The following is a 24,232-nucleotide window of genomic DNA, read 5'->3' on the forward strand; positions in this document are numbered from 1 at the left end:
ATCCGGGACACTCTCCGCATTGGCGTATATACGGCGTTTGTATGGCGTCGGCCGGGAAAGGACGCGATCCATGTCGGAGACTGCCGCCGCCCGGACCCCCGTCGGCCTCCTCCCCGGCCTTCTCCCCTCCCTCGCCCCGCTGCTGCGCGCCTGGCTGCCGCGGCAGCGCTGGTTCGCCGGAAAGGGCCGGCCGGTCACCGGCTTCTCCCTCGTCAGCGCGGTCGAACTGCTGCCGCCGCGGGGCGGGAACGGACCCGGGCTGCTCCATCTGCTGGTCGGGGTGGACCAGCGCCCCGAGCCGCCCGCCGGGGACCCGCACGACTGCTACCAACTCCTCCTCGGCGTGTGCCCCGCCCTGCCGCCGCACCTCGCCCCCGCCCTCATCGGCCGCCCCCACGGCGGGCCGCTGGCCGGGCTCATGGTGTACGAGGGCCTGTACGACCCCCGACTCGCCGCGCTGCTCCTGGAGCGGCTGCGCACTCCCGGCCCGCTCGGCCCGCTGCGCTTCGCCAGTCCGGGCCCGCTGCCCCCGCTCCCCCGCGCCCTGACCGCGCGCCCGCTGGGCACCGAGCAGTCCAACTCCTCACTGGTGTACGGCGACACCTACATCCTCAAGTGCTTCCGCCGCGTCCAGCCGGGCCCCAACCCCGACCTGGAGCTGTCGCTCGCGCTGGCCCGCGCGGGCTGCGCCCGGGTCCCGGCACCGCTGGCCTGGTACGAGTCCACCGCCCCGCACCCGTACACACTGGGCGTGCTCCAGCCCTATCTGCGCGGCTCGCGGGACGGCTGGCGGCTCGCGCTGGAGGCGCTGGCGGCCGGGACCCCCTTCACCGAGGAGGCCCGCGCGCTGGGCCGGGTCACCGCCGAGGTGCACACCGCGCTCGCCGAGGAGCTGCCCACCGTGCGGCTGTGCGGCCCGCGCGCCGAACGGCTCGCGGCCGGGATGCACCGGCGGCTGGACGAGGCGGTCCGGCAGGTGCCCGCGCTGCTGCCGTACGCGCCCCGGCTGCGGGCGGCGTTCGACGCGATCGCCGCACCCGCCCACCGGGGGCTCGGCTGGCGGGCCCAGCGCATCCACGGCGATCTCCATCTGGGGCAGGCCCTGTACGGACCGGCGACGGAACCATCGGCCACCGGCGGAAGCGGCGACGGGAGCGCGGCGCGCACCCCGGCGCCGCCCCGGCCCGGCACCGGCCGCTGGTCCGTCATCGACTTCGAGGGCGAGCCCGCCCGCCCGCTGAGCGAACGCCGCCGCCCCCAGCCACCGGTCCGGGACATCGCCGGAATGCTGCGCTCCTTCGACTACGCGGCCCGCACCCACCGGCCGGGCAACCCCGTGTGGGCGGAGCGCTGCCGGGCCGCGTACTGCGAGGGCTACGCCCAGGCGTCGGGCGCCGACCCCCGGGCCGAGCCCGAGCTGCTGCGCGCCTACGAGACCGACAAGGCGGTGTACGAGGTCGTCTACGAGGCCCGGCACCGGCCCGACTGGCTGCCGGTGCCGATGGCGGCGATCGAACGTCTCGCCGCCGCGTCCGTCTGAACCGCCCGCGCCGCCCCGTACCCCCGCTGTTCCCCGTTCCGCGACATCCCCGAGGAGAGCCGTTCCGGTGACCGACCGCCCCCCGCCCCGCTCCCGTGGCCGCCGATCCTCCCGCGGACCGGACCCCCGCCCCGTCTCCGTTCCCGTCCCCGTTCCTCCGGAGCCACCGGCCGCACGGCCCGCGCCGCCGCTGGAACCCATGGACCGGGAACGGCTGCTGAGCGGCGTCCACCACGACCCGCACAGCCTGCTCGGCGCCCACCCGGTCCCCGGCGGGACGCTGGTACGCGCCCTGCGCCCGCACGCCCGCCGGGTGACCGTCCTCACCGGCGACGGAACCGGCGGCGAGACCGGCGGCAAGGCCGGTGACAGGGCCGGCGGCGGACGCACCGCGCTGCTCCCCGAGGGCGACGGGCTGTTCGCCGGGGTGCTGCCGCGGCTCGCCGAGGACGACCACCACCGGCTGCTCGTCACCTACGGCCCGGCAGGCGACCCGGAGCCGGGGGCGGAACGGGAGACGGAGTTCGAGACCCATGACCCGTACCGCTTCCTCCCCACCCTCGGCGACCTCGACCTCCATCTGATCCGCGAGGGCCGCCACGAGGAGCTGTGGCGGGCGCTCGGCGCCCACCCGATGACGCACCAGGGCGTCCCCGGCACCCGGTTCACCCTATGGGCCCCCAACGCGCGCGGGGTCCGGCTCACCGGCGACTTCTGCCACTGGGACACCACCGCCCACCCCCTGCGCTCGCTGGGCGCCTCGGGCGTGTGGGAGCTGTTCGTCCCGGGCGTCGGCGCGGGAACGCTCTACAAGTTCCAGGTCACCGGCCCCGACGGCACCGCCACGCTGCGCGCCGACCCGATGGCCCGGCGCACCGAGGTGCCCCCGGCCACCGCGTCCGTCGTGACCTCCTCGCGGTACCGCTGGCAGGACGCCGACTGGCTGGCCCGCCGGGGCGAGCGCCCCGTGCACGAGGCGCCCTTCTCGGTGTACGAGGTGCATCTGCCGTCCTGGCGCCCGGGGCTGAGCTACCGCCAGCTCGCCGAGCAGCTCCCGGCCTATGTGCGCGACCTCGGCTTCACCCATGTGGAGTTCATGCCGATCGCGGAGCACCCCTTCGGCGGCTCCTGGGGTTACCAGGTCACCGGCTTCTACGCGCCCACGGCCCGGATGGGCACTCCCGACGACTTCCGGTACCTCGTCGACGCCCTGCACCGGGAGGGCATCGGGGTGATCCTGGACTGGGTGCCCGCCCACTTCCCGCGCGACGCGTGGGCGCTCGCCGCCTTCGACGGCCGTCCGCTGTACGAGCCCGGCGACCCCTCCCGGGCCGACCACCCCGACTGGGGGACGCTGGAGTTCGACTACGGCCGGGCCGAGGTGCGGAACTTCCTGGTGGCCAACGCGGTCTACTGGTGCGAGGAGTTCCACATCGACGGGCTGCGGGTGGACGCCGTCGCCTCGATGCTCTATCTGGACTACTCGCGGGAGCACGGCGGCTGGACGCCCAACGAGCACGGCGGCCGGGAGAACCTGGACGCGGTGGCGTTCCTCCAGGAGATGAACGCCACCGTCTACCGGCGCTGCCCGGGGGTGGTGACGATCGCGGAGGAGTCCACCGCCTGGGACGGGGTCACCCGGGCCACCCACCATGTGGGCGCGGGCGGCTTCGGCGGCCTCGGCTTCGGGCTGAAGTGGAACATGGGCTGGATGCATGACTCCCTCGGCTACATGACGCACGAGCCGGTGCACCGCAAGTACCACCACCACGAGATGACCTTCTCCATGGTGTACGCGTACAGCGAGAACTACCTGCTGCCGATCTCGCACGACGAGGTGGTGCACGGGAAGCGCTCGCTGGTGGGGAAGATGCCGGGCGACTGGTGGCAGCGGCGCGCGGACCACCGGGCCTATCTGGGTTTCATGTGGGCCCACCCGGGAAAGCAGCTCCTCTTCATGGGGCAGGAGTTCGCGCAGGGCGCGGAGTGGTCCCAGGCGCACGGCCCGGACTGGTGGCTGCTCGACCCCTCGTACGCCGCCGAGCCCGACCACCGGGGGGTGCGGCTGCTGGTCCGCGAGCTGAACACCGTCTACCGCGCCACCCCGGCCCTGTGGGAGCGGGACTGCGTCCCGGAGGGGTTCGCCTGGGTGGACGGGGGCGCGGCCGACGACAACGTCTTCGCCTTCCTGCGATTCGCCGGGGACGGGGAGCCGCTGCTCGCGGTGAGCAACTTCTCCCCGGTGGTGCGGACCGGCTACCGGCTCGGCGTGCCGGACACGGCGTCGGGGCTGTGGACGGAGGTGCTGAACACGGACGCGGCGCGGTACGGGGGCAGCGCGGTGGGCAACCCGGACCAGCTCAAGGCGGAGCCGGAGCCCTCGCACGGCCGGGGGGCGTCGCTGGTGCTGACGCTGCCCCCGCTGGCGACGGTGTGGCTGCGGCCGGAGTGAGGCCCCGGGGCGGGCCGCTCAGCCGAGCCCGGCGGGCAGCGCGTCCCGGTGGACGACGCCCAGCCGCTGGGTGGCCCGCGTCAGCGCCACATAGAGATCGCTGGCGCCGAAGCGGGCGGGTTCGACCACGATCACGGTGTCGAACTCCAGACCCTTGGCCTCCCGGGGGTCGAGGAGCACCACGGGGCGGGTGAGGTCGACGGGGCCCGGTGGGGCGATCTCGCCCAGGGCGCCGTGGAGTTCGCGCGGGGCGATGACCGCGATCCGGCCCGGCGTCCAGTCCTGGCCCGCGCCCGCGCCGCCGGGCCCGCGGGCGGACTCCCGGGCGACGGCCTCACGGACCGCGCGGGCCGGGTCGCCGGTCCGCACCGTCCACGGCTCCACCCCTGTCGAACGCACCGAGCGCGGCGGCTCGAAACGGGGGTCGGCGGCCCGGCGGACGGCGGCGGCCCGCTCCATGATCTCGGCGGGGGTGCGGTAGTTGACCCCCAGCCGGACGAGCTGCCAGCGGTCGCCCGCGTACGGGCCGAGGATGCGCTCCCAGGAGCCGAGCCCGGCCGGGTCGCCGGTCTGCGCGGGGTCGCCCACCAGGGTCATGGAACGGCTGGGACAGCGGCGCATCAGCAGCCGCCAGGCCATCGCGGACAGCTCCTGCGCCTCGTCCACGATGATGTGCCCGAAGGCCCAGGTGCGGTCGGCGGCGGCGCGTTCGGCGGCGCTGCGGCGGTCGGCCTCCTCCTGGCGCTCCGCCATCCGCTCGGCGTCGATGACGTCGTGCGCGGCCAGGATCTCGGACTCCTCGCCCTCGAACTCGAAGCTCTCCGAGCCCTGGGAGAGGTCCAGCACACCCTGCGCGTAGGCGATCTCCTCCTGGCGGCGCGCCTCGGCCGCGGCCTGCTCGGCGCTGTCGTCCACCCCGAGGAGTTCGGCCGCCTCGTCGAGGAGGGGCACGTCGGCGGGGGTCCAGGGGCCGCCGTCGCGGCGGATCGGCGCGGCCTCGTGCTCGGGGAGCTGCCGCTCGGGCCCGGCGAGGAAGTCCGCGAGGAACTCCTCGGGGGTGAGGGACGGCCACAGCTCGTCGATGGCGGCGTGCACCGCGCCGCTGGTGGCGATCTCCTTGCCGAGCTGGGCGATGTCGTCGGGCCCGAGGAGGTTGGGCCCGCCGTAGGGGTCGGCGCCGAGCCGGTCGGCGAGCTGGGCGGTGAGCGCGTCGATGACGTGGAAGGCGAAGTGCGGGCGGGCGAGGTTGTGCGGCAGGCCGGTGGCCCTGGCCCGGTCCCGGGCCGCGTGCGCCATCTCGCGGTGCAGCCACAGCGGGCCGCAGGTGTCGTGGTCGATCTCCAGGGCGGGTTCCGGTACGGCGCTCTCGCCCTCGAAGTCGCGGTCGGGCAGGGCCTCGGGGAGCCGCTGCCGGTCGTGGACGGCGCGGGCGAGCACGTCGGCCATCGCGGCCCGGCCCTTGACCTCGGCCGCTGCGGGGGTGTCGGTGCCCGTGGCCCGGACGCCGGGGAACAGCTCGCCGACGGTGGCGAGCAGGACCCCGGTCTCACCCAGGGAGGGCAGCACCTCGCCGATGTAGCCGAGGAAGGCGGGGTTGGGGCCGACGATCAGCACGGCGCGCCGGGCCAGTTGCTCGCGGTGCTCGTAGAGGAGATAGGCGGCGCGGTGCAGGGCGACGGCGGTCTTGCCGGTGCCGGGGCCGCCCTCGACCACGAGGATGCCCTGGCGGGGCGCGCGGATGATGCGGTCCTGCTCGGCCTGGATGGTGCGGACGATGTCGGTCATCCGGCCGGTGCGGGCGGCGCCGAGCGCGGCCAGCAGCACGGCGTCGCCGCCGGGGTCCTCGTGTCCGGTGCGGGTGGCGTCGTCCAGGTCGAGGATCTCGTCGTGGAGCGCGGTGACGGTGCGGCCCTCGGTGCTGATGTGCCGCCGCCTGCGCAGCCCCATGGGTTCATGGCCGGTGGCGAGGTAGAAGGGCCGGGCCACGGGGGCGCGCCAGTCGACGAGGAGCGGGGTGCGCTCGGCGTCGTCCTCGCGGATGCCCGCGCGGCCGATGTGGTGGCGGGTGCCGTCGCGCAGATCGATCCGGCCGAAGCAGAGCCCGGAGCCGACGGCGTCGAGCGCGGCGAGGCGGTCGGTCCGCTCCGCCACGCCCACATCGCGTTCGACCCGGGCCTGATGGCCGGTGCCCTGGGGGCGGACCGCACGGGCGACATCGCGTTCGGCCTCGTTCCGGAGGGTGTCGAGACGGTCGTGGAGAAGGGAGACGTATTCCTGCTCCTCCCGCAATTCCTCCGTGGCCCGCAAGGGATCGGTTGACAATTCGACTCCTGCCGCGATAAGGTGAGATTGTTGGTTTCGCTATGCACTCTTACAGGCGCATTGGGAAACGTTTAATATACGCGGAGAAGTCCCCCGACCGTCAAGACGGCCGGGGTTTTTTCATGCCCGGGAGACCACCGGGACGGTCACCAGGCGGGCGCCGCCCCCGGCCGCCCCGCCCGCTCCCTGGCCACCGCCGCGACCCGGTCGAAGGTCTCCAACAGCAGGGCCCGGCGCCGCTCCTTGAAGTCCTGCGACGGCTCCAGGTCGTCTATGGACCGCTCCCACACCGCCATGAATGTCCGCTTCCACGCCTCGACCACGGCGGCCTTCGGCAGTTCGGCCCCGACATGCCCCTGAGCGGCGATCAGGTGCAGCAGCTCCAGATTGCAGGGGACGGCCGTGCCCCAGTACTCGTCCGGCTCCAGCCCCACAGGGTCACCGGCCATGGCCTCGGCCACCTCGGAGACCAACCGGGCGGTGACGACCGAGAGGTGGTCGGCGGCCGTATCGCTCTCGAAGTTCCCACTGCCCCAGGTTCCCACCGGGCCTCCTCAACTGGTCGTCGGCTGCTGCGTTCCGTCCGTGGCGACGTTGTACCAAGACGGACTGACATATGCCCGTGGCCGAACTCGTTCAGGCAAGCGGAGGACAGATGTACGACAGAGGATTTGTCTGAAGTGACGGGTGGGGTGAATGAGGCGGATGAGTCGCTGGTTCTGCCCGGGTCGCCGGGCCAACCGGGCACCCCGAGCGGCCGGAACGGGCCGAGCGCCGACCCGGTCCGTACAGCGGCACCGCGCGTCGCGGCCCGGGAACGACGATGCCGCGCCCGCCCTCCGCCATGGGGGAAAGTCTGCGGAGGGTGGGCGCGGCTTCTGCGCCGTGGTCACGGGTGCCGCAACGGAGCGGGCGCGTCGGCGCCGCGGATGCGGAGGGGGAAGCTCACCGCGTGGCCACGGGTCCCGAAGGACAGGGTCCAGGGGACGGAGGAGCAGAGGATCAGAGGGGCAGGGGGATCAGGGGATCAGGAGGTCTTCTCCAGGTCGGCGCCCTTGCGGGCCTCCGGGGCGCGCGCCGGCGACTCCTCGGCCTCCGGCGCCGGGGCCGGGCCGCCGTGCCCGTCGTCCAGCAGGGTCCGCTCGTCGAACGGAATCCGCCCGGCGAGCACCTCGCGGGCCCGGTCCCGGTCGATCTCCTTGGTCCAGACGCCGACGAGGACGGTGGCCACCGCGTTGCCCGCGAAGTTGGTCAGCGCCCGCGCCTCGCTCATGAAGCGGTCGATGCCGACGATCAGGCCCACGCCGTCGACCAGCTCGGGCTTGTGCGACTGGAGGCCGCCCGCCAGCGTGGCGAGACCGGCGCCGGTGACCCCGGCGGCACCCTTCGAAGCGATGATCATGAAGACGAGCAGCGAGATCTGCTCGGAGGCGCTGAGCGGGTCGCCGAGCGCGTTGGCGATGAAGAGCGAGGCCATCGTCAGATAGATCGCCGTGCCGTCGAGGTTGAACGAATAGCCGGTGGGGACGGTGATGCCGACCACGGGCTTGCTGACGCCCATGTGCTCCAGCTTCGCGATCAGCCGCGGCAGGGCCGACTCGGAGGAGGAGGTGGAGAGAATCAGCAGGAATTCCCGGCCCAGATACTTCAGCAGGGAGAGGAGATTCATTCCGGCGACCAGGCGCAGCAGTCCGCCGAGCACCACGAAGACGAAGAGCGCGCAGGTGACATAGAAACCGATCATGATCACGGCGAGCGACTTCAGCGCGTCGATCCCGGTCTCGCCGACCACCGCGGCGATCGCGCCGAACGCGCCGACCGGGGCGACCCACATGATCATTCCCAGGATGCGGAAGACCAGCCGCTGGATGTGCCCGATCCCGCGCAGGATCGGCTCGCCCGACGCGCCCATCGCCTGGAGCGCGAATCCGGCCATCAGCGCCACCACCAGGGTCTGGAGCACCTTGCCCTCGGTGAAGGCGGAGACCATGGTGGTCGGGATCATGCCGAGCAGGAAGTCCGCCGTGGACTCACCGCCCGCGTTGGCGGCGGCCTTGTCGCTCGCCTCCTTCGTGGCCTCGGTGATCTGGAGACCGGAGCCCGGCTCGATCAGATTGCCGACGAGCAGACCGATGGCGAGCGCCACGGTCGACATGGCCAGAAAGTAGCCCAGCGCCAGCCCGCCGACCGCGCCCACCTTGGCGGCCTTCCGCACCGAACCGATACCCAGCACGATGGTGCAGAAGATGACCGGGGAGATCATCATCTTGATGAGGTTCACGAACCCCGTGCCAATGGGCTTCAGCTCCACCGCGACTCCGGGCGCCACGAAGCCCACTGTGATACCGAGCACCACCGCCGCGATCACGGCGATGTACAGGTAGTGCGTACGGTCCCTTCTGCCTGCCTCAGCAGCCACGGGGTTCCTCCTCGAAACGTTCCACAACACAGTCCGGGCGTCGGCCCGGATTTCCGTGACTATCCACCACCCTGTGACCCCGGTCACCCTTGCGTACGTTTCGTTCATACGAATTCCTGAAGGCAGACTTGAGCCATGCGCACACCCCGACCCCGCAGCCTGGCGGGACAGCTCTTCGCGATGCAGGTCGTCCTGGTCACCGCGATCGTGTCGGGGTGCGCCTATTTCACCTACGCCACCGACCGCTCCCAGGCGGAGGAGACCGCGCGGCTCCAGTCGACGGCCACCGCGACCGCCGTGGCCCGCTCCCCCTCCGTGGTGGACGCCGCGCTCACCGCGGACCCCAGCGCCCGGCTCCAGCCCTATACGGAGGGGCTGCGCCGGGCGGCGGGCGTCAACTTCATCGTGGTGATGTCCCCGGACGGCACCCGCTGGACCCACCCGGAGCCCGAGGAGATCGGCCGGAAGTACCTCGGCCACATCGACCGGGCGCGGACCGGGAGGACCCAGAGCGAGAAGCACCTCGGGGTGCTCGGCCCCTCGGTCCGCACCGTCGTCCCCGTGCACTCGGCCGACGGCCGGATCGTCGCCCTGGTCAGCGCCGGGATCACCATCGGGGAGATCAGTGAGCAAGCCCGCAAACAGCTCACCGCGCTGCTGCTGTTCTCCGGGGCGGCCCTCGTCGTGGGCGGAGTCGGCACCTATGTCATCAACGCCCGGCTGCGCCGGCACACCAAGGGCATGAACGCGAGCGAGCTGAGCCGGATGCACGACTACCACGAGGCAGCGCTGCACGCGGTGCGCGAGGGGCTGCTGATGCTGGACGGGCGGCGCAGGATCGCCCTCGTCAACGACGCCGCGCGGGAGCTGCTGGGCCTCGGCGAGAACGCGGTGGGGCGGCCCGTGGCCGGGCTGGGGCTGCCGCCCGCGCTCACCGGGGCGCTGCTCGCGTCCGAGCCCCGGGTGGACGAGGTCCATCTCACCGCGGACCGGGTCGTCGTCGTGAACACCAGCCCCGTCGTCGGCGGGGAGCAGCGCGGCACGGTGGTGACCCTGCGGGACCACACCGAACTCCAGGCCCTCCTCGGGGAGCTGGACTCGGAACGGGGGTTCAGCCAGGCGCTGCGCTCCCAGGCGCACGAGGCGGCGAACCGGCTGCACACCGTGGTCTCCCTGATCGAGCTGGGCCGGGTGCCCGAGGCCGTCGACTTCGCCACGGCCGAGCTGGAGCTGGCGCAGGAGCTGACCGACCGGGTCGTCGGCTCGGTGGGCGAGCCGGTCCTCGCCGCGCTGCTGCTCGGGAAGGCGGCGCAGGCCAACGAGCACGGGGTGGAGCTGGTGCTCGCCGAGGACAGCAGGATCGACGACGGGGTGCTGCCGCCGTCGCTGCCCTCGCGCGACCTCGTGACCATCCTCGGCAACCTCGTCGACAACGCGGTGGACGCCGCGTCGTCCCCGCCGCCGGAGGACGGCGCGGACCGGCCCGCGCGCCCGCGGGTCACCGTGACCGCACGGGCCGACACCGACGCCGACGAGCTGCTGATACGGGTGTACGACACGGGCGCGGGCATCGACCCGGCCCGCGCCGACGAGGTCTTCCGCCGGGGCTGGTCCACACACGGCTCGCACCGGGGCCTCGGACTGGCGCTGGTCCGGCAGGCGGTGCACCGGGGCGGCGGCACGGTGGTCCTGGCCGAGGGGCCCGACGGCGGCGCGGAGTTCACCGTGCGGCTGCCGCTGCGGACGGAGGTCACCGCGTGAGCACGGGTACGGGGACGGGTACGGGCATGGACACGATTCAGGTCCTCGTGGTGGAGGACGACCCGGTCGCGGCGGACGCGCACGCGCTGTACGTCGGCCGGGTGCCCGGCTTCACCGTCGCCGGGGTCGCGCACTCCCGCGCGGGGGCGGTGCGGATGCTGGAGCGGACCCGGGTGGATCTGCTGCTGCTGGACCTGTACCTCCCGGACGGCCACGGCCTCCAGCTCGTACGCTCACTGCGGGCCGCCGGGCACCTGGCGGATGTCATCGCCGTGACCTCGGCGCGGGATCTCGCCGTGGTGCGGGAGGGGGTGTCGCTCGGTGTGGTGCAGTACGTGCTGAAACCCTTCACCTTCGCGACACTGCGGGACCGACTGGGCCGGTACGCGGAGTTCCGCGCGGCGGTCGGCGAGGCCAGCGGCCAGGACGAGGTCGACCGCGCCCTGGCCGCCCTGCGCGCCCCCCAGGGCGGCGCCCTCCCCAAGGGCCTCAGCGGCCCCACCCTCGAATCGGTGACCCGCACCCTCCGGGAGGCGCCCACGGGGCTCACCGCGGCGGAGGCGGGGGCGGCGGTCGGTATCTCGCGGATCACGGCGCGGCGGTATCTGGAGCACCTCGTCATGGAGGGGCGGGCGGGGCGGAGTCCGCAGTATGGGCAGATCGGGCGGCCGGAGTTGCAGTATCGGTGGCTGCCGAAGAAATGACGGGGGCTGAACATTCAGCCTCGTGGGGGTGCCCCCTCTGGGGGAGATTGGCCCGCGCACAATCAAGCCCCTCCGGCGATTGAGGAGCGGGGGTTCGGGGGCTGGCCCCCGACGACGGGGCCGTGCGGGGGTCCGTCCGCTTACGCGTCGGGCTTTGCGTTGGACGCGGGGTCCGTCCTCAAGCGCCGGACGGGCTTGATTTTGCTCGGGTCGACCGTGTGGTGCGGGGGTGGGGGCCTCCGGGCTCGACTCCTCAGGGCCGGCAGACCGGACGTCCGATGTCCAGAGGCGGGTCAACGTCCGCCGGTCCCTTCCGGGGACGACCCTGCACCCCCCACCACGGGCAGACGGCCCACCCGGGTGCGGGACGGCCGGTCGTTCCCGACCGCATGTCTGCATGAGCACATGTACGGGACTCATAGCCTTGTAACGCCCTGTCAGGCGGTGGAATGGGGGTCACTGTGGCGACATACTTCGTCGGCTCGCGCGCGAGCAATCTGGCCAAGGCACAGGTACGTGAATACCTGCGCCCCCTGCGCGAACGGTTCCCCGAGATCACCTTTACTCATCGGGTGATCCTGGAGGGGGGAGACCGGGACCGCACATCGACGCTGTCCGCCGTGTCCGCCGTCAACGGAGGATCGGCGTTCAGCAGCGCGCAGGAAGCCGCGCTCTCCCGGGGCGACGTCGACGTCGTCGTCCACTCGCTGAAAGACCTCCCCACAGCGAACCCCGCCGGTCTCGTGTTGCTGCCCCCGCCCGGACGCGAGGACGTACGCGACGCACTGTGCGGGTCCACTCTCGCGGGCCTCCGGAAGGGGGCCCGGGTCGGCACGGGCGCCCCGCGCCGTGTCGCACAGCTCCTCGCGGTGCGCCCCGATCTCGTTGTGGTCCCGATCCGGGGCAACGTCCCACCCCGCCTCAAGAAGATCGAGACCATGGGGCTCGACGCGGTGGTCCTCGCGGTGGCCGGTCTCCGTCGGCTGGGGCTGGACGACGCGATCGGGGACGTGCTGCCGCTCGATCTGTTCCCACCGAGCCCCGGACAGGGCGCGCTGGGGATTCAGGTCCGCACGGACGATCACTCGGCCCCCTTGCGGGACCTTCTGTCCACGGTCGGGGACGCGTCCGCCGACGCCGCGGTGCGGGCCGAGCGCGCGCTGCTCGCCGAGCTGCACGGCGGGTGCAGCGTGCCCGTGGGCGCGTACGCCGAGCCCCTGCCGAACGGGGAACTCTCCCTCGCGGGCCAGGTCACATCGCTGGACGGACGCGAACGGGTGGCAGGGACGCTGACCGGCCCGGCGACGGAGCCGGAAAAGCTCGGCGCGTCCCTGGCCGCACTCCTCATCGACCGGGGCGCGCACGCGATCCTTGACAGAGTCCGTTCTACTCACGGGTCCAGGCACTATCCGGCGGATCACGCCTCGGGGTCGAGGGCCAGGAGGTCGTAGAGGTAGGGGCGGTCGTCTTTAAAGCTGCGCCAGACGGTGGCCGGCGGTTCGGGTTCGCCTGCATGCCTAGGTGAAGGAATCGAGTGCCGTCATGCCTTCGGCACTGTAGGGAACGAGGCTGCTCGTGGCTAAGGAGTTCTGGGCCCAACCAGATGCTGGAGGCATCGATTCGTCGGACAATACCTAGCTAGGCGACCCGGCGGGCGATGTCGAGCGCCGCATACGTCAGGCTCGCGGATGCCCCCGCCCGTTTCAGCATGGTGAACAGCTCGACCAGCAGCCGTACGTCCCGCTGTCCGGTGTCCGGGTCCACGTGGGTGAGGGTCAGGTACTCGCCCGACACGGAGAAAGGGAACAACGGTACCCGGGTCTGTGTCCGCAGGGTGGTGAGCACATCCGAGGTGAACTGCGCGGGCTCCAGCAAGACCATGTCCGCTCCGTCCGCTTCCATCTGCAAGGCCGTGTCGACGAACTGATCGGCCCGACCAGGGTTGATCTGAAATTCTCGGTCGAGCCCCGCTTTCGGGGTGGCCCCATCGTTTCGCGGAACGCGCCGTACAGGCTGGACCAGAAGATGACGTGGGGCATGATGCCGCCCCCTTCATGTCCGGTCTCGTCCAGCGCTTTGCGCGCGGCCCTCACGGTGCCAAGGACCATCGACGCGGGACCGACGATGTCCGCCCCTGCTTCCGCGTGGGCGAGCGCCTGCGCAGCGGTCGCCCACACAGTCGCTTTGATGTCGGGGCGTCCGCGCCGGTCTGTGAGATAGCAGAGCCCATCGGGTGTGTACGAGCACAGGCATGTTTCTGTCATGACCGCGAGGGCAGGCTCGGTGTCTTTGCACGCGTGGATGGCACGGGACATCAAAGAGTCCTCTGCCAAGGCGACTTCTCCGAGAGTGTCCCTCTCAGTGGATTCCGCGAACAGCTTCACCGAACGGATGCCGAGCCGCGCGGCCTCGCGGACCACAGCGGGAATCTCTGCGACGGTCACTGTCGGCATGGGCCGGTCGGCGGGCTCCACAGTAACCAACAGCACCATACCCAGATCGGCAGGTGAGAGGGTCTGTGATTCCAACAGGTGCCGGACGGCACGGCGGGTGCGTAACGGGCTGGTCGCCCTGACCGGTGACTGAACGTGTGATGACTCGACACGGCTCATGGTGCATCCCTTCGGCCATGCGGCCCTGGAGGCTCCCATCGGGTCTGATGGCTGCCCGGGGCCACTGGTGTGCTGTTTCTGGACTGTCCTACGCGGCTCGCGAACCGTTGCCGCGTCAACGGAGTGTGCTGGTCTCACCCGAGGCGGCGGCGTGAGGGTAGTCACGCCCCAGCTCCGCCCACGCGGTCGCGTAGAAGCGCTCCCGCTGTTCCAGCGTGAGCCCCCGCGTCTCCGGCGCGGTGAAGATCGCGCGAGCTGTGGCACTGCTGGGCCCTGTCCAAGGACGTGTCCACGGCGACACGGGGACAGGTTCGGGGACGGGCACGACAGGGGCGGTGGGTGGTGCAGTGGTGCGGTGGCGCCCCCGGGCCGGGAGTAAGAGACGCAGTACCCGCGTGAGGGCACAGGCGATACGATCGCGCATGTCGTTCAGCTCCTTGAAGCTGATCGGCGGAAGCCCCGATGGACCGGTCGCAACGGTCTGTCGGGGCGCTTTGCTGTCGGTACAGGGGAGTGCCCGCCCCTGCCGGGGCCCGCCGCGGGGGAAATGGATGCGGACGACCCGGCAGGGGCGGAGTCTCTAGACGGGGAGCCGGAGCCCTTCCAGTTCCCTCGCGATCCCCGAGGCGAACGTCCCTAAGGCGATGGCCCACAGAGAGATCATCACCAGTGCGCTCACCAAGGAGCGCTTGGACTTCCGAGGTCGCACGGAATGCCTTTCCTGTCTGGCAGGGTGGTTTTCGTGTTCTCCACCCCCTCCATGAAATAACTCATCGTGAACGTGCGGTAGTTGACTGCTGTTGACTACTCTGGAGCCAGCCAGCAGTCAACGGGAGTCAACTGAGGTGTTCATGCTCGTCAGATTCGCAGACGCAGTACGGAATGCAATGGCCAACCGGGGACTCAGCATGCGGGCGACCGCCAAGGAAGCACATTTTGATGTGGCCTACCTGTCCAGAGTGCTCAATGGAAGACAAGATCCGTCAGCGACTCTCGCACTGGCTCTCGACTCCGTCCTGGGCACTGACGGAGCGCTGGCCTCACTTCTGGAACAGGAGTCCGAAGAACGCGCCAGCGACGCCGCTGAACACATCCGAACTTCGTTGGCCCCGCTGCTGCACCATGACCGTGAATTCGGTGCCGATCATGTGGTTGACGCGGCTGTGCAGGTATGGAAGTCGGCCGTACGGGACATGCCCATGGACGACCGGTCCTACGTCGCGGCAACGGCTGAAGCCGCTGAAGTCGCCGGATGGCTGCTGCATGAAGCATGCCGCCCCGATGCCGCGCGTGCCGCGCTCCTGGAGGCGCTGATGCTGGCTCAGACGGCCAGGGATCAAGGCATGGAGCACTTCTGTCTCGACCTGCTGGCCATGGCCGCTGTGACAGCCGAGCGGCCCGGAGAAGCCATGGCGCTCGCCGACCGGCTGCTCACAGTGCCCCGCGTCCCTCATCGAGTGGCGCTCATGGCCAGGGTGAGGCAAGCACGGGCCCTGGCCATCACAGGCGATCTCACACGTGCCTCCGCAGTCATGGAGCGTGCAAACGGAGCACTTCAGGATTCCGGATCCGATCGTGACCCTATGTGGACATGGTGGATCGACGAAGCTGAGATCGCGGTGCACCAGGGCATGCTGCTGGTTGACGCCGGAGACGCCCCCGCCGCCTTGCCGCACCTTCAGTCAGGACTGGACCGCTCGCTGCACAGCAGCCCGAGAAACAGTCGCCGGAAGAGCTACGCATCCGTACTGGCGGAGGCAGCCGCGCTGGCGGGGGCGTGGCGGGATACTGAGTCGATCATCGTTGACCACCTCGGCCCGCTACCGTACGTGACAACTACACGCACACAGCTTCGTATCCGCCGGATGCTGCGTGTTATCGACCGCGACGGCCCCTCTTGGCTCAAGGACACCGCGCACAGCCTTCTCCCCCAGTAGCCACACGCCACGCAGCGGCCCCGCTCACCTCGGCCAGAGGAAGCGGGGGCCACCTGCCGGTGTCACGCCGCCGGGTCCTCCTCCAGCGGCGGCAGCCTGACGACGGACGGGGTCGCCATCCCGTTCTCCTCCAGGGCGATCTCGTCCAGTTCGACGCTGCGGACAAGGACACCGGGAAGGTCCTGGAAACGGGCGAGGGCGTCGGCGATGGCCCCCGTCAGGGTCTCGGCCTCGAACGAGCAGGTGAACCGGGAATCGCCGGGGCCTTCCTCCAGGTGGATGCGGCCGTCATGGAAGCCGGCCAACTCCACCAGCCTGTCGTCCTGCTCTTCGGTGAGAGCGTTCTGAAGAACCAGGCTGAAGTACCAGTTACGCACAGTTCCGATGCCTCCGAGTGAATCGATCGATGTCCCGAGCCTCTTCACTCGGAGTCCTACGGGACAGCGAAGGGATAAGCGGTCGAACGGCCGACGACCCCTCGAACGGGCGAAGCCCATGCGCGAGAGGCCCCGGCCCCGGTCGACCGGCACGGGGGATTGACCCCCCGCGAGACCGCGACCTACGGTCGCACCGCAGACCGGCCCCCCAAGGGCCGGACTCCGAGGAGGTCGTGCCCGTGCGAACCATCCCACCGCTCCGCCTCGCCCTCACCCTCGTCCTCGCCGCCACCGCCGGTACGCTCACCGCCTGCGGCGACGGCTCCGGCTCCGATCCGGATACGGTCAAGGTCGTCTACAACCGCTCCACGGACAACACGATCCGCTTCAAGGACGAGCATCTCGCCGAGGTGAAGCGGCAGTTCGAGAAGGCGAACCCTGGCAAGAAGGTCGAACTCGTCCCGGTGCAGGCGCCGGACAACGACTACGCCACCAAGGCGCAGCAGATGATGCGCTCCGCCAGTACCGCGCCGGACCTGATCTATGAGGACACCTTCCGGATCAACTCCGATATCAAGGCCGGGTATCTGAGACCGCTGGACGAGTATCTGACGGGGTGGAAGGAGTGGGACCGCTTCCTGCCGTCCGCGAGGAACGCCGCCCGGGCCGAGGACGGGAAGACCTACGGCGTCCCGGACGGCACCGACACCCGTGGGCTCTGGTACAACAAGGCGCTGTTCGCGCGGGCCGGGCTGCCCGCCGACTGGCGGCCCCGGAGCTGGGACGAGGTGCTGGACGCGGCCCGCGCGGTCAAGCGGAAGGTGCCGGGGGTCATCCCGTTCAACATGTACACCGGGAAGGCCCCCGGTGAGGCCGCCGTGATGCAGGGGTTCGAGATGCTGCTCTACGGCACCGGGGCCGATCCGCTCTACGACCCCGGTGAGCGGAAGTGGGTGACGGGAGGTCAGGGCTTCACGGACGCACTGGAGTTCGTGCGGACCGTGTTCCGGGAGAAGCTGGGGCCCGATGTCTCAGACGCGCTCGATCCGAATGTGAACACCCGGGTGGCGACGGAGTGGCTGCCCGAGGGGAAGCTCGCCATCGCGCTCGACGGCTCCTGGATGGGGCAGAACTGGGTCAACAAGGGCCCCCGGGAGTGGCCCGGCTGGGGCGAGGAGCTGGGGCGGGCCGCCATGCCCACACAGCACGGGCAGTCCCCCGGCACGGTCTCCCTCTCCGGCGGCTGGGCCTGGTCGGTCCCGGCGAGGGCGAGCAATCCCGAGCTGGCCTTCGCGTTCGTCAAGGCGCTCCAGACGCCTGCCAACGCCACCCGCTGGTGCGTGGTCGCCGCGCAGATCGCCGTACGGGAGGACGTCGCGGCGGACCGCGCCTATCTGACCTCGATGCCGGGGGTGGACTTCTTCACCTCCCTGGTGAGGTACACCCACTACCGGCCCGCGCTCCCCGTCTATCCGCAGGTCTCGTCCGCGATCGGGGAGGCCATGGAGCAGGTGACGACCGGTGACGCCACGGCGGAGCGGGCGGCGCGCGCCTATGACGAACAGCTCGGGACGATCACCGACGGCGCGGTCGTCAGCGGACGGGGATGAGCGCGACGGGAGGACGGTGGCGCTGGGCCCCGATCGCCCCCGCCACCGTGCTGATGCTGCTCTTCCTCGGCGGGCCGATCGGGTACTGCGTCTGGATCGCCTTCACGGACACCCAGTTGACGGGTGCGGCGGGCGCCGACTTCGTCGGGTTCGAGAACTTCCGCCGGGCCTTCGCCGACGACGCGTTCCGCAACGCGGTGTGGCTCACCCTGGTGTTCACGGTGGTCTCGGCGGTGCTGGGGCAGAACACCCTCGGGCTGCTGCTCGCCGGTCTGATGCGCGGGGCGTCCCGCCCGGTGCGGAGCGTCACGGGATCGCTGGTCATCGCCGCCTGGGTGCTGCCGGAGATCGTGGCGGCGTTTCTGCTGTACGCGTTCTTCCGCCGGGAGGGCACGCTCAACGCCCTGCTGGAGTGGCTGGGTCTGCCCGCGCAGAACTGGCTCTTCACCCTGCCGATCCTCGCGGTGTCCCTCGCGAACGTCTGGCGCGGCACGGCGTTCTCGATGCTGATCTACTCCGCGGCGCTCGCGGAGATCCCCCGGGACGTGGTCGAGGCGGCCGAGGTCGACGGAGCGCGCGGGGCGCGCCGGCTCTGGTACGTCACCCTGCCGATGATCCGCCGCTCCATCGGCACCAATCTGATGCTGAACACCCTGTCCACGCTCTCCGTCTTCGGGCTGATCTGGGCGATGACCCGGGGCGGACCGGGCAGCCGGAGCCAGACCCTCCCGGTGTACATGTACGACCAGGCCCTGGTGAAGAGCCTCATCGGCTATGGCACGGCGGTGGCGCTGCTGCTGTTGGTGGTGGGGGCGCTGTTCTCGGTGGTGTATCTGCGGCTGATGAGGGTGGAGCTGTGAGGACGCGACAGAAGCGGGCGCGCCGGGAGCGGGGACGGCGGGAACGGGGACGGCGGGAACGGGGACGGCGGCTCGCCGCGGACGCCGCGCTGCTGCTGCTCGCGACCGCCTTCGCGCTGCCGCTGGTCTGGCTGCTGCTGGCGTCGCTCGACCCGGGGGCGGATCTGCGGGTCCGGGCGCCGTCCACGCTCACCGGGGAGAACTTCCGCGCGGTGCTCACCGACGAGATCGCGTTCACCCCGATGCTCAACAGTCTGCTGCTGTGCGGCGGGGCGACCGCCGTGACGGTGGTGTGCGCGGCGCTGGCCGCGTATCCGCTCTCCCGCCACCGTGCGCGCTGGGCCCGACCGTATCTGCTGACCGTCCTGTTCACGACGTGTCTGCCGATCACGGCGGTGATGGTCCCCGTCTACGCGCTCTTCGTCCGGGTGGAGCTGATCGACACCCGGTACGGGACGGCCCTGTTCATGGCGGCGTCCCAGCTTCCGTTCGCGCTGTGGCTGACGAAGAACTTCATGGACGCGGTCCCGCTGGTCCTGGAGGAGGCCGCGTGGACGGACGGGGCCTCGGGGGCGCGGACGCTGACCCGGGTGGTGCTGCCGCTGATGGGCCCGGGGCTGACGGTAGTGACCGTCTATACGTTCATCCAGCTCTGGGGGAACTTCTTCGTCCCGTTCATGCTGATCCTGACGCCCGAGCGGCTGCCCGCCTCCGTCTCCGTCTACACCTTCTTCGGCAATTACGGCTCGGTGGTCTACGGGCAGCTCGCGGCGTTCTCGATCCTCTACTCGCTGCCGGTGCTGCTGCTGTACGTGCTGATCGCGCGCAGGCTCGGCGGCGGCTTCGCGCTGGGCGGCGCGGTCAAGGGCTGACCGCACCGCCCGCCCGGCCCCAGGGGGCTCAGAAGACGAATTCCGCCTCGTACATCCGGTCCTCCGGCACGGTCTTCAGCCGGGTGACGGCGTCGGCCAGCGGGACCATCTCGACCTCGGTGCCGCGCAGCGCGGTCATCCTCCCGTAGTCGCCCCGGTGCACCGCCTCCACGGCGTGCCAGCCAAAACGGGTGGCCAGGACGCGGTCGTACGCGGTGGGGACGCCGCCGCGCTGGACATGGCCGAGGATGACCGGCTTGGCCTCCTTGCCGAGGCGGCGCTCCAGCTCGGTCGCGAGCCGGTTGCCGATGCCCTGGAAGCGCTCGTGGCCGAACTGGTCGATCGCGCCCTTGGCGTACTCCATCGAGCCCTCGGCCGGGTGGGCGCCCTCGGCGACGCAGATCACGGCGAACTTCTTGCCGCGGGCGAAGCGCTCCTCGACCATCTTGACCAGGTCGTCGACCTCGAAGGGGCGCTCCGGCAGACAGATGCCGTGGGCGCCGCCCGCCATCCCGGACTCCAGGGCGATCCAGCCCGCGTGCCGCCCCATGACCTCGACGACCATCACCCGCTGGTGGGACTCGGCGGTGGTCTTCAGCCGGTCGATGGCCTCGGTGGCGACCGTGACGGCGGTGTCGAAGCCGAAGGTGCGGTCGGTGGCGGAGATGTCGTTGTCGATCGTCTTCGGCACGCCGACCACGGGCATCCCGGCGTCGGCGAGCATCCGGGAGGCGGTGAGGGTGCCCTCGCCGCCGATGGGGATCAGGGCGTCGATGCCGTAGCGGCGCTGGAGCTCGCCGCAGTTCTCGGCGGCCTCGCGCAGCCGGCTGCGCTCCAGCCGGGCGGAGCCGAGGATGGTGCCGCCGCGGGCGAGGATGCCGCTGACCGCGTTGAGGTCGAGGGGGCGGTAGTGGCCGTCGAGCAGCCCCTTGAAGCCGTCCTCGAAGCCGATCACCTCGTCGCCGTATCCGGTTATCGCCCGGTGCACGACCGACCGGATCACTGCGTTCAGGCCGGGGCAGTCGCCTCCGGCGGTGAGTACTCCGATACGCATCGCGCTCTGTCTCCTGCTCGGTCGGTGGGACGCGTGTGCCCGGGGTCAATTGTTCCATGTGCCCTGTGGCGCTGCTTTCGCGGTGCCGTACACCGAAGGGAGCAGGGCTCAGCCGCTGGTGGGCGGGGTCCCGCGGCCCCGGGGAAGGGCCGGGAGGCCCGGAAGGCGCTTTATCCAGCGCGAGGGGTATTGTCAAGAGGGAATGGCCGCCCTCCAGCGGTTTTTTTGTACGAACTTTTGTACGTGGCCATCGAGAATCGGCCGCCTCAGAGCAGACTTCAGAGCAGGACGGGAGAGCACGCGTGACGCGCAGCGTGTACGTGACCGGGATCGACCGCGGAGACGGGCGGCAGGTCGTCGAGCTGGGGGTCATGGAACTCCTCACCCGCCAGGTGGACCGGGTGGGCGTCTTCCGGCCACTGGTGCACGACGGACCCGACCGCCTGTTCGAGCTGCTGCGGGCCCGGTACCGGCTCACCCAGGACCCGGCCACCGTGTACGGGATGGACTACCAGGACGCCGCCGCGCTCCAGGCCGAGAAGGGCACCGACGAGCTGGTCTCCCGGCTCGTCGACCGCTTCCACGCGGTGGCCCGCCAGTACGAGGTGGTCCTCGTCCTGGGCACCGACTTCGTCGGCACCCAGCTCCCGGACGAGCTGGCCCTCAACGCCCGGCTGGCCAACGAGTTCGGCGCCTCCGTGATCCCCGTGGTCGGCGGCAAGGGACAGCCCGCCGAGTCCGTGCGCGCCGAGGCCCGCAACGCCCACCGCGCCTACGAGGCCCTGGGTGCCAAGGTGCTCGCCCTGGTGGTCAACCGGGTCGCCCCCGAGGAGCGCGCGGACATCGCCGAGCGGCTCGGGGCCCGGCTCCCCGTCCCCTGCTACGTCCTGCCCGACGAGCCCGCGCTCGCCGCCCCCACCGTCGCGCAGATCATGCACGCCCTCGGCGCCACCGTGCTGCTCGGCGACGACTCGGGCCTCGCCCGGGACGCCCTCGACTTCGTCTTCGGCGGCGCGATGCTGCCGAAGTTCCTCACCGCCCTCACCCCGGGCTGTCTGGTGATCACCCCCGGCGACCGCGCCGACCTGGTCGTGGGCGCGCTCGCCGCGCACTCCGCGGGCACCCCGCCGATCGCCGGTCTGCTGCTCACCCTGGACGAGCGGCCCAGCGACGAGATCCTGGCGCTGGCCGCCCGGCTCGCGCCCGGCACCCCGGTGCTGTCCGTCCCGTCCAACAGCTTCCCCACCGCGGCGGAGCTGTTCGGCCTGGAGGGCAAGCTCAACGCGTCGACCCCGCGCAAGGCCGAGACCGCCCTCGGGCTCTTCGAGCGCCATGTCGACACGGGTGAGCTGCTGGCCCGGCTCTCGGTCGTCCGCAGCGGCCATGTCACCCCGATGATGTTCGAGCACGAGCTGCTGGAGCAGGCCCGCGCCGACCGCCGCCGGGTCGTCCTGCCCGAGGGCACCGAGGAGCGGGTGCTGTGGGCCACCGATGTCCTGGTCCGCCGGGACGTCTGCGACCTCACCCTCCTCGGCGACACCGACCAGATCCGCAAGAAGGCCGCCGACCTCGGCATCGACCTCACCGGCGTCCAGCTCGTCGACCCGAACACCTCCGAGCTGCGCCAGGGCTTCGCCGAGCGGTACGCGCAGCTCCGCGCGCACAAGGGCGTCACCGAGGAGCTGGCGTACGACGTCGTGGCCGATGTGAACTACTTCGGCACCCTGATGGTCGAGGAGGGCCTGGCCGACGGCATGGTCTCCGGGTCCGTGCACTCCACCGCCGCGACCATCCGCCCCGCCTTCGAGATCATCAAGACCCGCCCCGGCGCCTCGATCGTCTCCTCGGTCTTCTTCATGTGCCTCGCCGACAAGGTCCTCGTGTACGGCGACTGCGCGGTCAACCCGGACCCGAACGCGGCCCAGCTCGCCGACATCGCCGTCCAGTCGGCGGCCACCGCGGCCCGGTTCGGCGTGGACCCCCGGATCGCGATGCTCTCGTACTCCACCGGCACCTCCGGCTCCGGCGCGGACGTCGAGAAGGTGCGGGAGGCGACCGAGCTGGTCCGGCAGACCCGGCCCGAGCTGCGGATCGAGGGCCCGATCCAGTACGACGCCGCCGTGGAGCCCTCCGTGGCCGCCACCAAGCTGCCCGACTCCGAGGTCGCGGGCCGGGCCACCGTGCTGATCTTCCCCGACCTCAACACCGGCAACAACACCTACAAGGCCGTACAGCGCTCGGCGGGCGCCGTGGCGGTCGGCCCCGTCCTCCAGGGCCTGCGCAAGCCGGTGAACGACCTCTCCCGCGGCGCGCTGGTGAGCGACATCGTCAACACCGTCGCGATCACCGCCATCCAGGCGCAGCCCGAGCGCCCCGCCTCCGTCTGACCCCTGCCCTCCCGTCCCGGCCCGAAAGACACGAAGACCTCCCCATGACAACCACGACAGCCACCCGAGTCCTCGTCCTCAACTCCGGCTCCTCGTCGGTCAAGTACCAGCTCCTCGACATGCGCGACGACTCCCGGCTCGCCGTCGGCCTGGTCGAGCGGATCGGCGAGGAGACCTCCCGGCTGGTCCACACCCCGCTGAACCGCGAGGGCGCCGAGCAGCGCGAGCGCACCGGCCCGATCGCCGACCACGAGGCCGCGCTGAAGGCCGTCGCCGACGAGCTGGCCGCCGACGGCCTCGGCCTGGACTCGCCCGAGCTGGCCGCCATCGGCCACCGGGTGGTCCACGGCGGACTGCGGTTCACCGCGCCCACCGTCGTGGACGAGGAGGTACTGGCGGAGATCGAGCGGCTGGTGCCGGTCGCCCCGCTGCACAACCCGGCCAACATCACCGGCATCCGCACCGCCCGGGCGCTGCGCCCCGACCTCCCGCAGATCGCGGTCTTCGACACCGCCTTCCACACGACGATGCCGGAGTCGGCCGCCCGTTACGCCATCGACACGGAGGTCGCGGACGCCCACCGCATCCGCCGCTACGGCTTCCACGGCACCTCGCACGCCTATGTCTCCCGGGAGACGGCCCGGCTGCTCGGCAAGGCCCCCGAGGACGTCAATGTGATCGTCCTGCACCTGGGCAACGGCGCCTCCGCCTCGGCCGTGCGCGGCGGTGTGTGCGTGGACACCTCCATGGGGCTCACCCCGCTGGAGGGCCTGGTGATGGGCACCCGCTCCGGCGACATCGACCCGGCGGTGGCCTTCCATCTCCAGCGGGTCGCCGGAATGTCGGCCGACGATGTCGATGTACTGCTCAACAAGAAGAGCGGACTGATCGGTCTCTGCGGCGACAACGACATGCGGGAGATCCGCCGCCGTATCGACGAGGGTGACGAGCGGGCACAGCTCGCCTTCGACATCTACATTCACCGGCTGAAGAAGTACATCGGCGCCTATTACGCGGTACTCGGCCGGGTGGACGCCATCGCGTTCACCGCCGGCGTGGGCGAGAACGCGGCCCCGGTGCGGCAGGCCGCCGTGGCCGGTCTGGAGGAGTTGGGCCTGGCCCTGGACTCGGAGCTGAACGAGGTGCGCTCCGGCGAGCCGCGGATCGTCTCCACCCCGTACGCCCGGGTCGCCGTCGCGGTGGTCCCGACCGACGAGGAGCTGGAGATCGCCCGCCAAACCATCGCTTTGGCGGCTCCGAATTCACTCGACTGAGCGGGGCGCCGCCCACTTGTACTTTCCACCAGCCGGAATATTCCGAGGCGA

The 24,232-nt window shown here is 71.3% G+C and carries 17 protein-coding genes and 1 pseudogene; 11 read left to right on the forward strand and 7 right to left on the reverse strand.

Annotation, left to right across the window (positions count from 1 at the left end):
- The first annotated feature begins 70 nt into the window (after positions 1 to 70).
- The gene (locus CRV15_RS06830) at positions 71 to 1,540 is read left to right on the forward strand and encodes a maltokinase N-terminal cap-like domain-containing protein (protein ID WP_009997589.1); all 1,470 of its coding nucleotides are present in this window, start codon (positions 71 to 73) and stop codon (positions 1,538 to 1,540) included.
- 199 nt (positions 1,541 to 1,739) lie between these two features.
- The gene (glgB, locus tag CRV15_RS06835; RefSeq protein WP_003961893.1) at positions 1,740 to 3,992 is read left to right on the forward strand and encodes a 1,4-alpha-glucan branching enzyme; all 2,253 of its coding nucleotides are present in this window, start codon (positions 1,740 to 1,742) and stop codon (positions 3,990 to 3,992) included.
- Between the two features lie 18 nt (positions 3,993 to 4,010).
- Here the strand turns inward: glgB and CRV15_RS06840 are convergent, their stop codons facing one another.
- The 3 genes from CRV15_RS06840 to CRV15_RS06850 all read right to left on the reverse strand — a co-directional run bounded on the left by CRV15_RS06840 (position 4,011) and on the right by CRV15_RS06850 (position 8,733).
- The gene (locus CRV15_RS06840; RefSeq protein ID WP_029183051.1) at positions 4,011 to 6,281 is read right to left on the reverse strand and encodes a HelD family protein; all 2,271 of its coding nucleotides are present in this window, start codon (positions 6,279 to 6,281) and stop codon (positions 4,011 to 4,013) included.
- Positions 6,282 to 6,460: 179 nt separating this feature from the next.
- Entirely contained in the window at positions 6,461 to 6,859 is a 399-nt protein-coding gene (locus tag CRV15_RS06845) for a hypothetical protein (RefSeq protein WP_003952360.1), read from the reverse strand.
- Between the two features lie 482 nt (positions 6,860 to 7,341).
- Positions 7,342 to 8,733, reverse strand: coding sequence for a C4-dicarboxylate transporter DctA (locus CRV15_RS06850; RefSeq protein ID WP_003952361.1), 1,392 nt, complete (start codon positions 8,731 to 8,733; stop codon positions 7,342 to 7,344).
- Between the two features lie 135 nt (positions 8,734 to 8,868).
- Here CRV15_RS06850 and CRV15_RS06855 point away from each other — a divergent pair, with 135 nt between their 5' ends.
- From CRV15_RS06855 to hemC, 3 genes are all read left to right on the forward strand, one after another.
- Complete coding sequence (locus CRV15_RS06855) at positions 8,869 to 10,494, forward strand: sensor histidine kinase (protein ID WP_003952362.1); 1,626 nt, start codon at positions 8,869 to 8,871, stop codon at positions 10,492 to 10,494.
- 26 nt (positions 10,495 to 10,520) lie between these two features.
- Entirely contained in the window at positions 10,521 to 11,198 is a 678-nt protein-coding gene (locus CRV15_RS06860; protein WP_003961890.1) for a response regulator, read from the forward strand.
- Positions 11,199 to 11,659: 461 nt separating this feature from the next.
- Positions 11,660 to 12,649, forward strand: a complete 990-nt coding sequence (hemC, locus tag CRV15_RS06865; RefSeq protein WP_003952364.1) for a hydroxymethylbilane synthase — start codon at positions 11,660 to 11,662, stop codon at positions 12,647 to 12,649.
- A gap of 187 nt (positions 12,650 to 12,836) precedes the next feature.
- On the opposite strand, the pseudogene CRV15_RS06870 reads toward hemC, so the two are convergent.
- Positions 12,837 to 13,849 (reverse strand): annotated as a pseudogene (locus CRV15_RS06870) (hypothetical protein).
- A 76-nt stretch (positions 13,850 to 13,925) separates the two neighbouring features.
- A complete protein-coding gene (locus CRV15_RS36605; RefSeq protein WP_003952366.1) occupies positions 13,926 to 14,234 on the reverse strand; it encodes a hypothetical protein in 309 nt (102 codons plus the stop codon).
- 427 nt (positions 14,235 to 14,661) lie between these two features.
- On the opposite strand from CRV15_RS36605, the gene CRV15_RS06880 reads away from it, so the two are divergent.
- The gene (locus CRV15_RS06880; protein ID WP_003961887.1) at positions 14,662 to 15,747 is read left to right on the forward strand and encodes a helix-turn-helix domain-containing protein; all 1,086 of its coding nucleotides are present in this window, start codon (positions 14,662 to 14,664) and stop codon (positions 15,745 to 15,747) included.
- 62 nt (positions 15,748 to 15,809) lie between these two features.
- Here the strand turns inward: CRV15_RS06880 and CRV15_RS06885 are convergent, their stop codons facing one another.
- Entirely contained in the window at positions 15,810 to 16,124 is a 315-nt protein-coding gene (locus tag CRV15_RS06885) for a hypothetical protein (RefSeq protein ID WP_003961886.1), read from the reverse strand.
- A 233-nt stretch (positions 16,125 to 16,357) separates the two neighbouring features.
- Between CRV15_RS06885 and CRV15_RS06890 the strand changes: the two genes are divergently transcribed.
- The 3 genes from CRV15_RS06890 to CRV15_RS06900 are packed head-to-tail and all read left to right on the forward strand — an operon-like array spanning position 16,358 to position 19,466.
- Positions 16,358 to 17,734, forward strand: coding sequence for an ABC transporter substrate-binding protein (locus CRV15_RS06890; RefSeq protein ID WP_003952369.1), 1,377 nt, complete (start codon positions 16,358 to 16,360; stop codon positions 17,732 to 17,734).
- Positions 17,731 to 18,594, forward strand: coding sequence for a carbohydrate ABC transporter permease (locus tag CRV15_RS06895; RefSeq protein WP_003952370.1), 864 nt, complete (start codon positions 17,731 to 17,733; stop codon positions 18,592 to 18,594). Before CRV15_RS06890 ends, CRV15_RS06895 begins: the two co-directional genes overlap by 4 nt.
- The gene (locus CRV15_RS06900) at positions 18,591 to 19,466 is read left to right on the forward strand and encodes a carbohydrate ABC transporter permease (RefSeq protein WP_003952371.1); all 876 of its coding nucleotides are present in this window, start codon (positions 18,591 to 18,593) and stop codon (positions 19,464 to 19,466) included. Before CRV15_RS06895 ends, CRV15_RS06900 begins: the two co-directional genes overlap by 4 nt.
- Positions 19,467 to 19,494: 28 nt before the next feature.
- Here CRV15_RS06900 and CRV15_RS06905 read toward each other — a convergent pair whose 3' ends face one another.
- Positions 19,495 to 20,520: an ATP-dependent 6-phosphofructokinase gene (locus CRV15_RS06905; protein ID WP_003952372.1), complete on the reverse strand. Its 1,026-nt coding sequence runs from the start codon at positions 20,518 to 20,520 to the stop codon at positions 19,495 to 19,497.
- 302 nt (positions 20,521 to 20,822) lie between these two features.
- Here CRV15_RS06905 and pta point away from each other — a divergent pair, with 302 nt between their 5' ends.
- Entirely contained in the window at positions 20,823 to 22,907 is a 2,085-nt protein-coding gene (gene pta / locus CRV15_RS06910; protein WP_003952373.1) for a phosphate acetyltransferase, read from the forward strand.
- A 44-nt stretch (positions 22,908 to 22,951) separates the two neighbouring features.
- Positions 22,952 to 24,181 carry an acetate kinase gene (locus tag CRV15_RS06915; RefSeq protein ID WP_003952374.1) on the forward strand — a complete coding sequence of 410 codons (1,230 nt, stop codon included), beginning with the start codon at positions 22,952 to 22,954 and terminating at the stop codon, positions 24,179 to 24,181.
- The last annotated feature ends 51 nt before the right edge of the window (positions 24,182 to 24,232 follow it).

The organism is Streptomyces clavuligerus (assembly GCF_005519465.1).
Classification (GTDB): domain Bacteria; phylum Actinomycetota; class Actinomycetes; order Streptomycetales; family Streptomycetaceae; genus Streptomyces; species Streptomyces clavuligerus.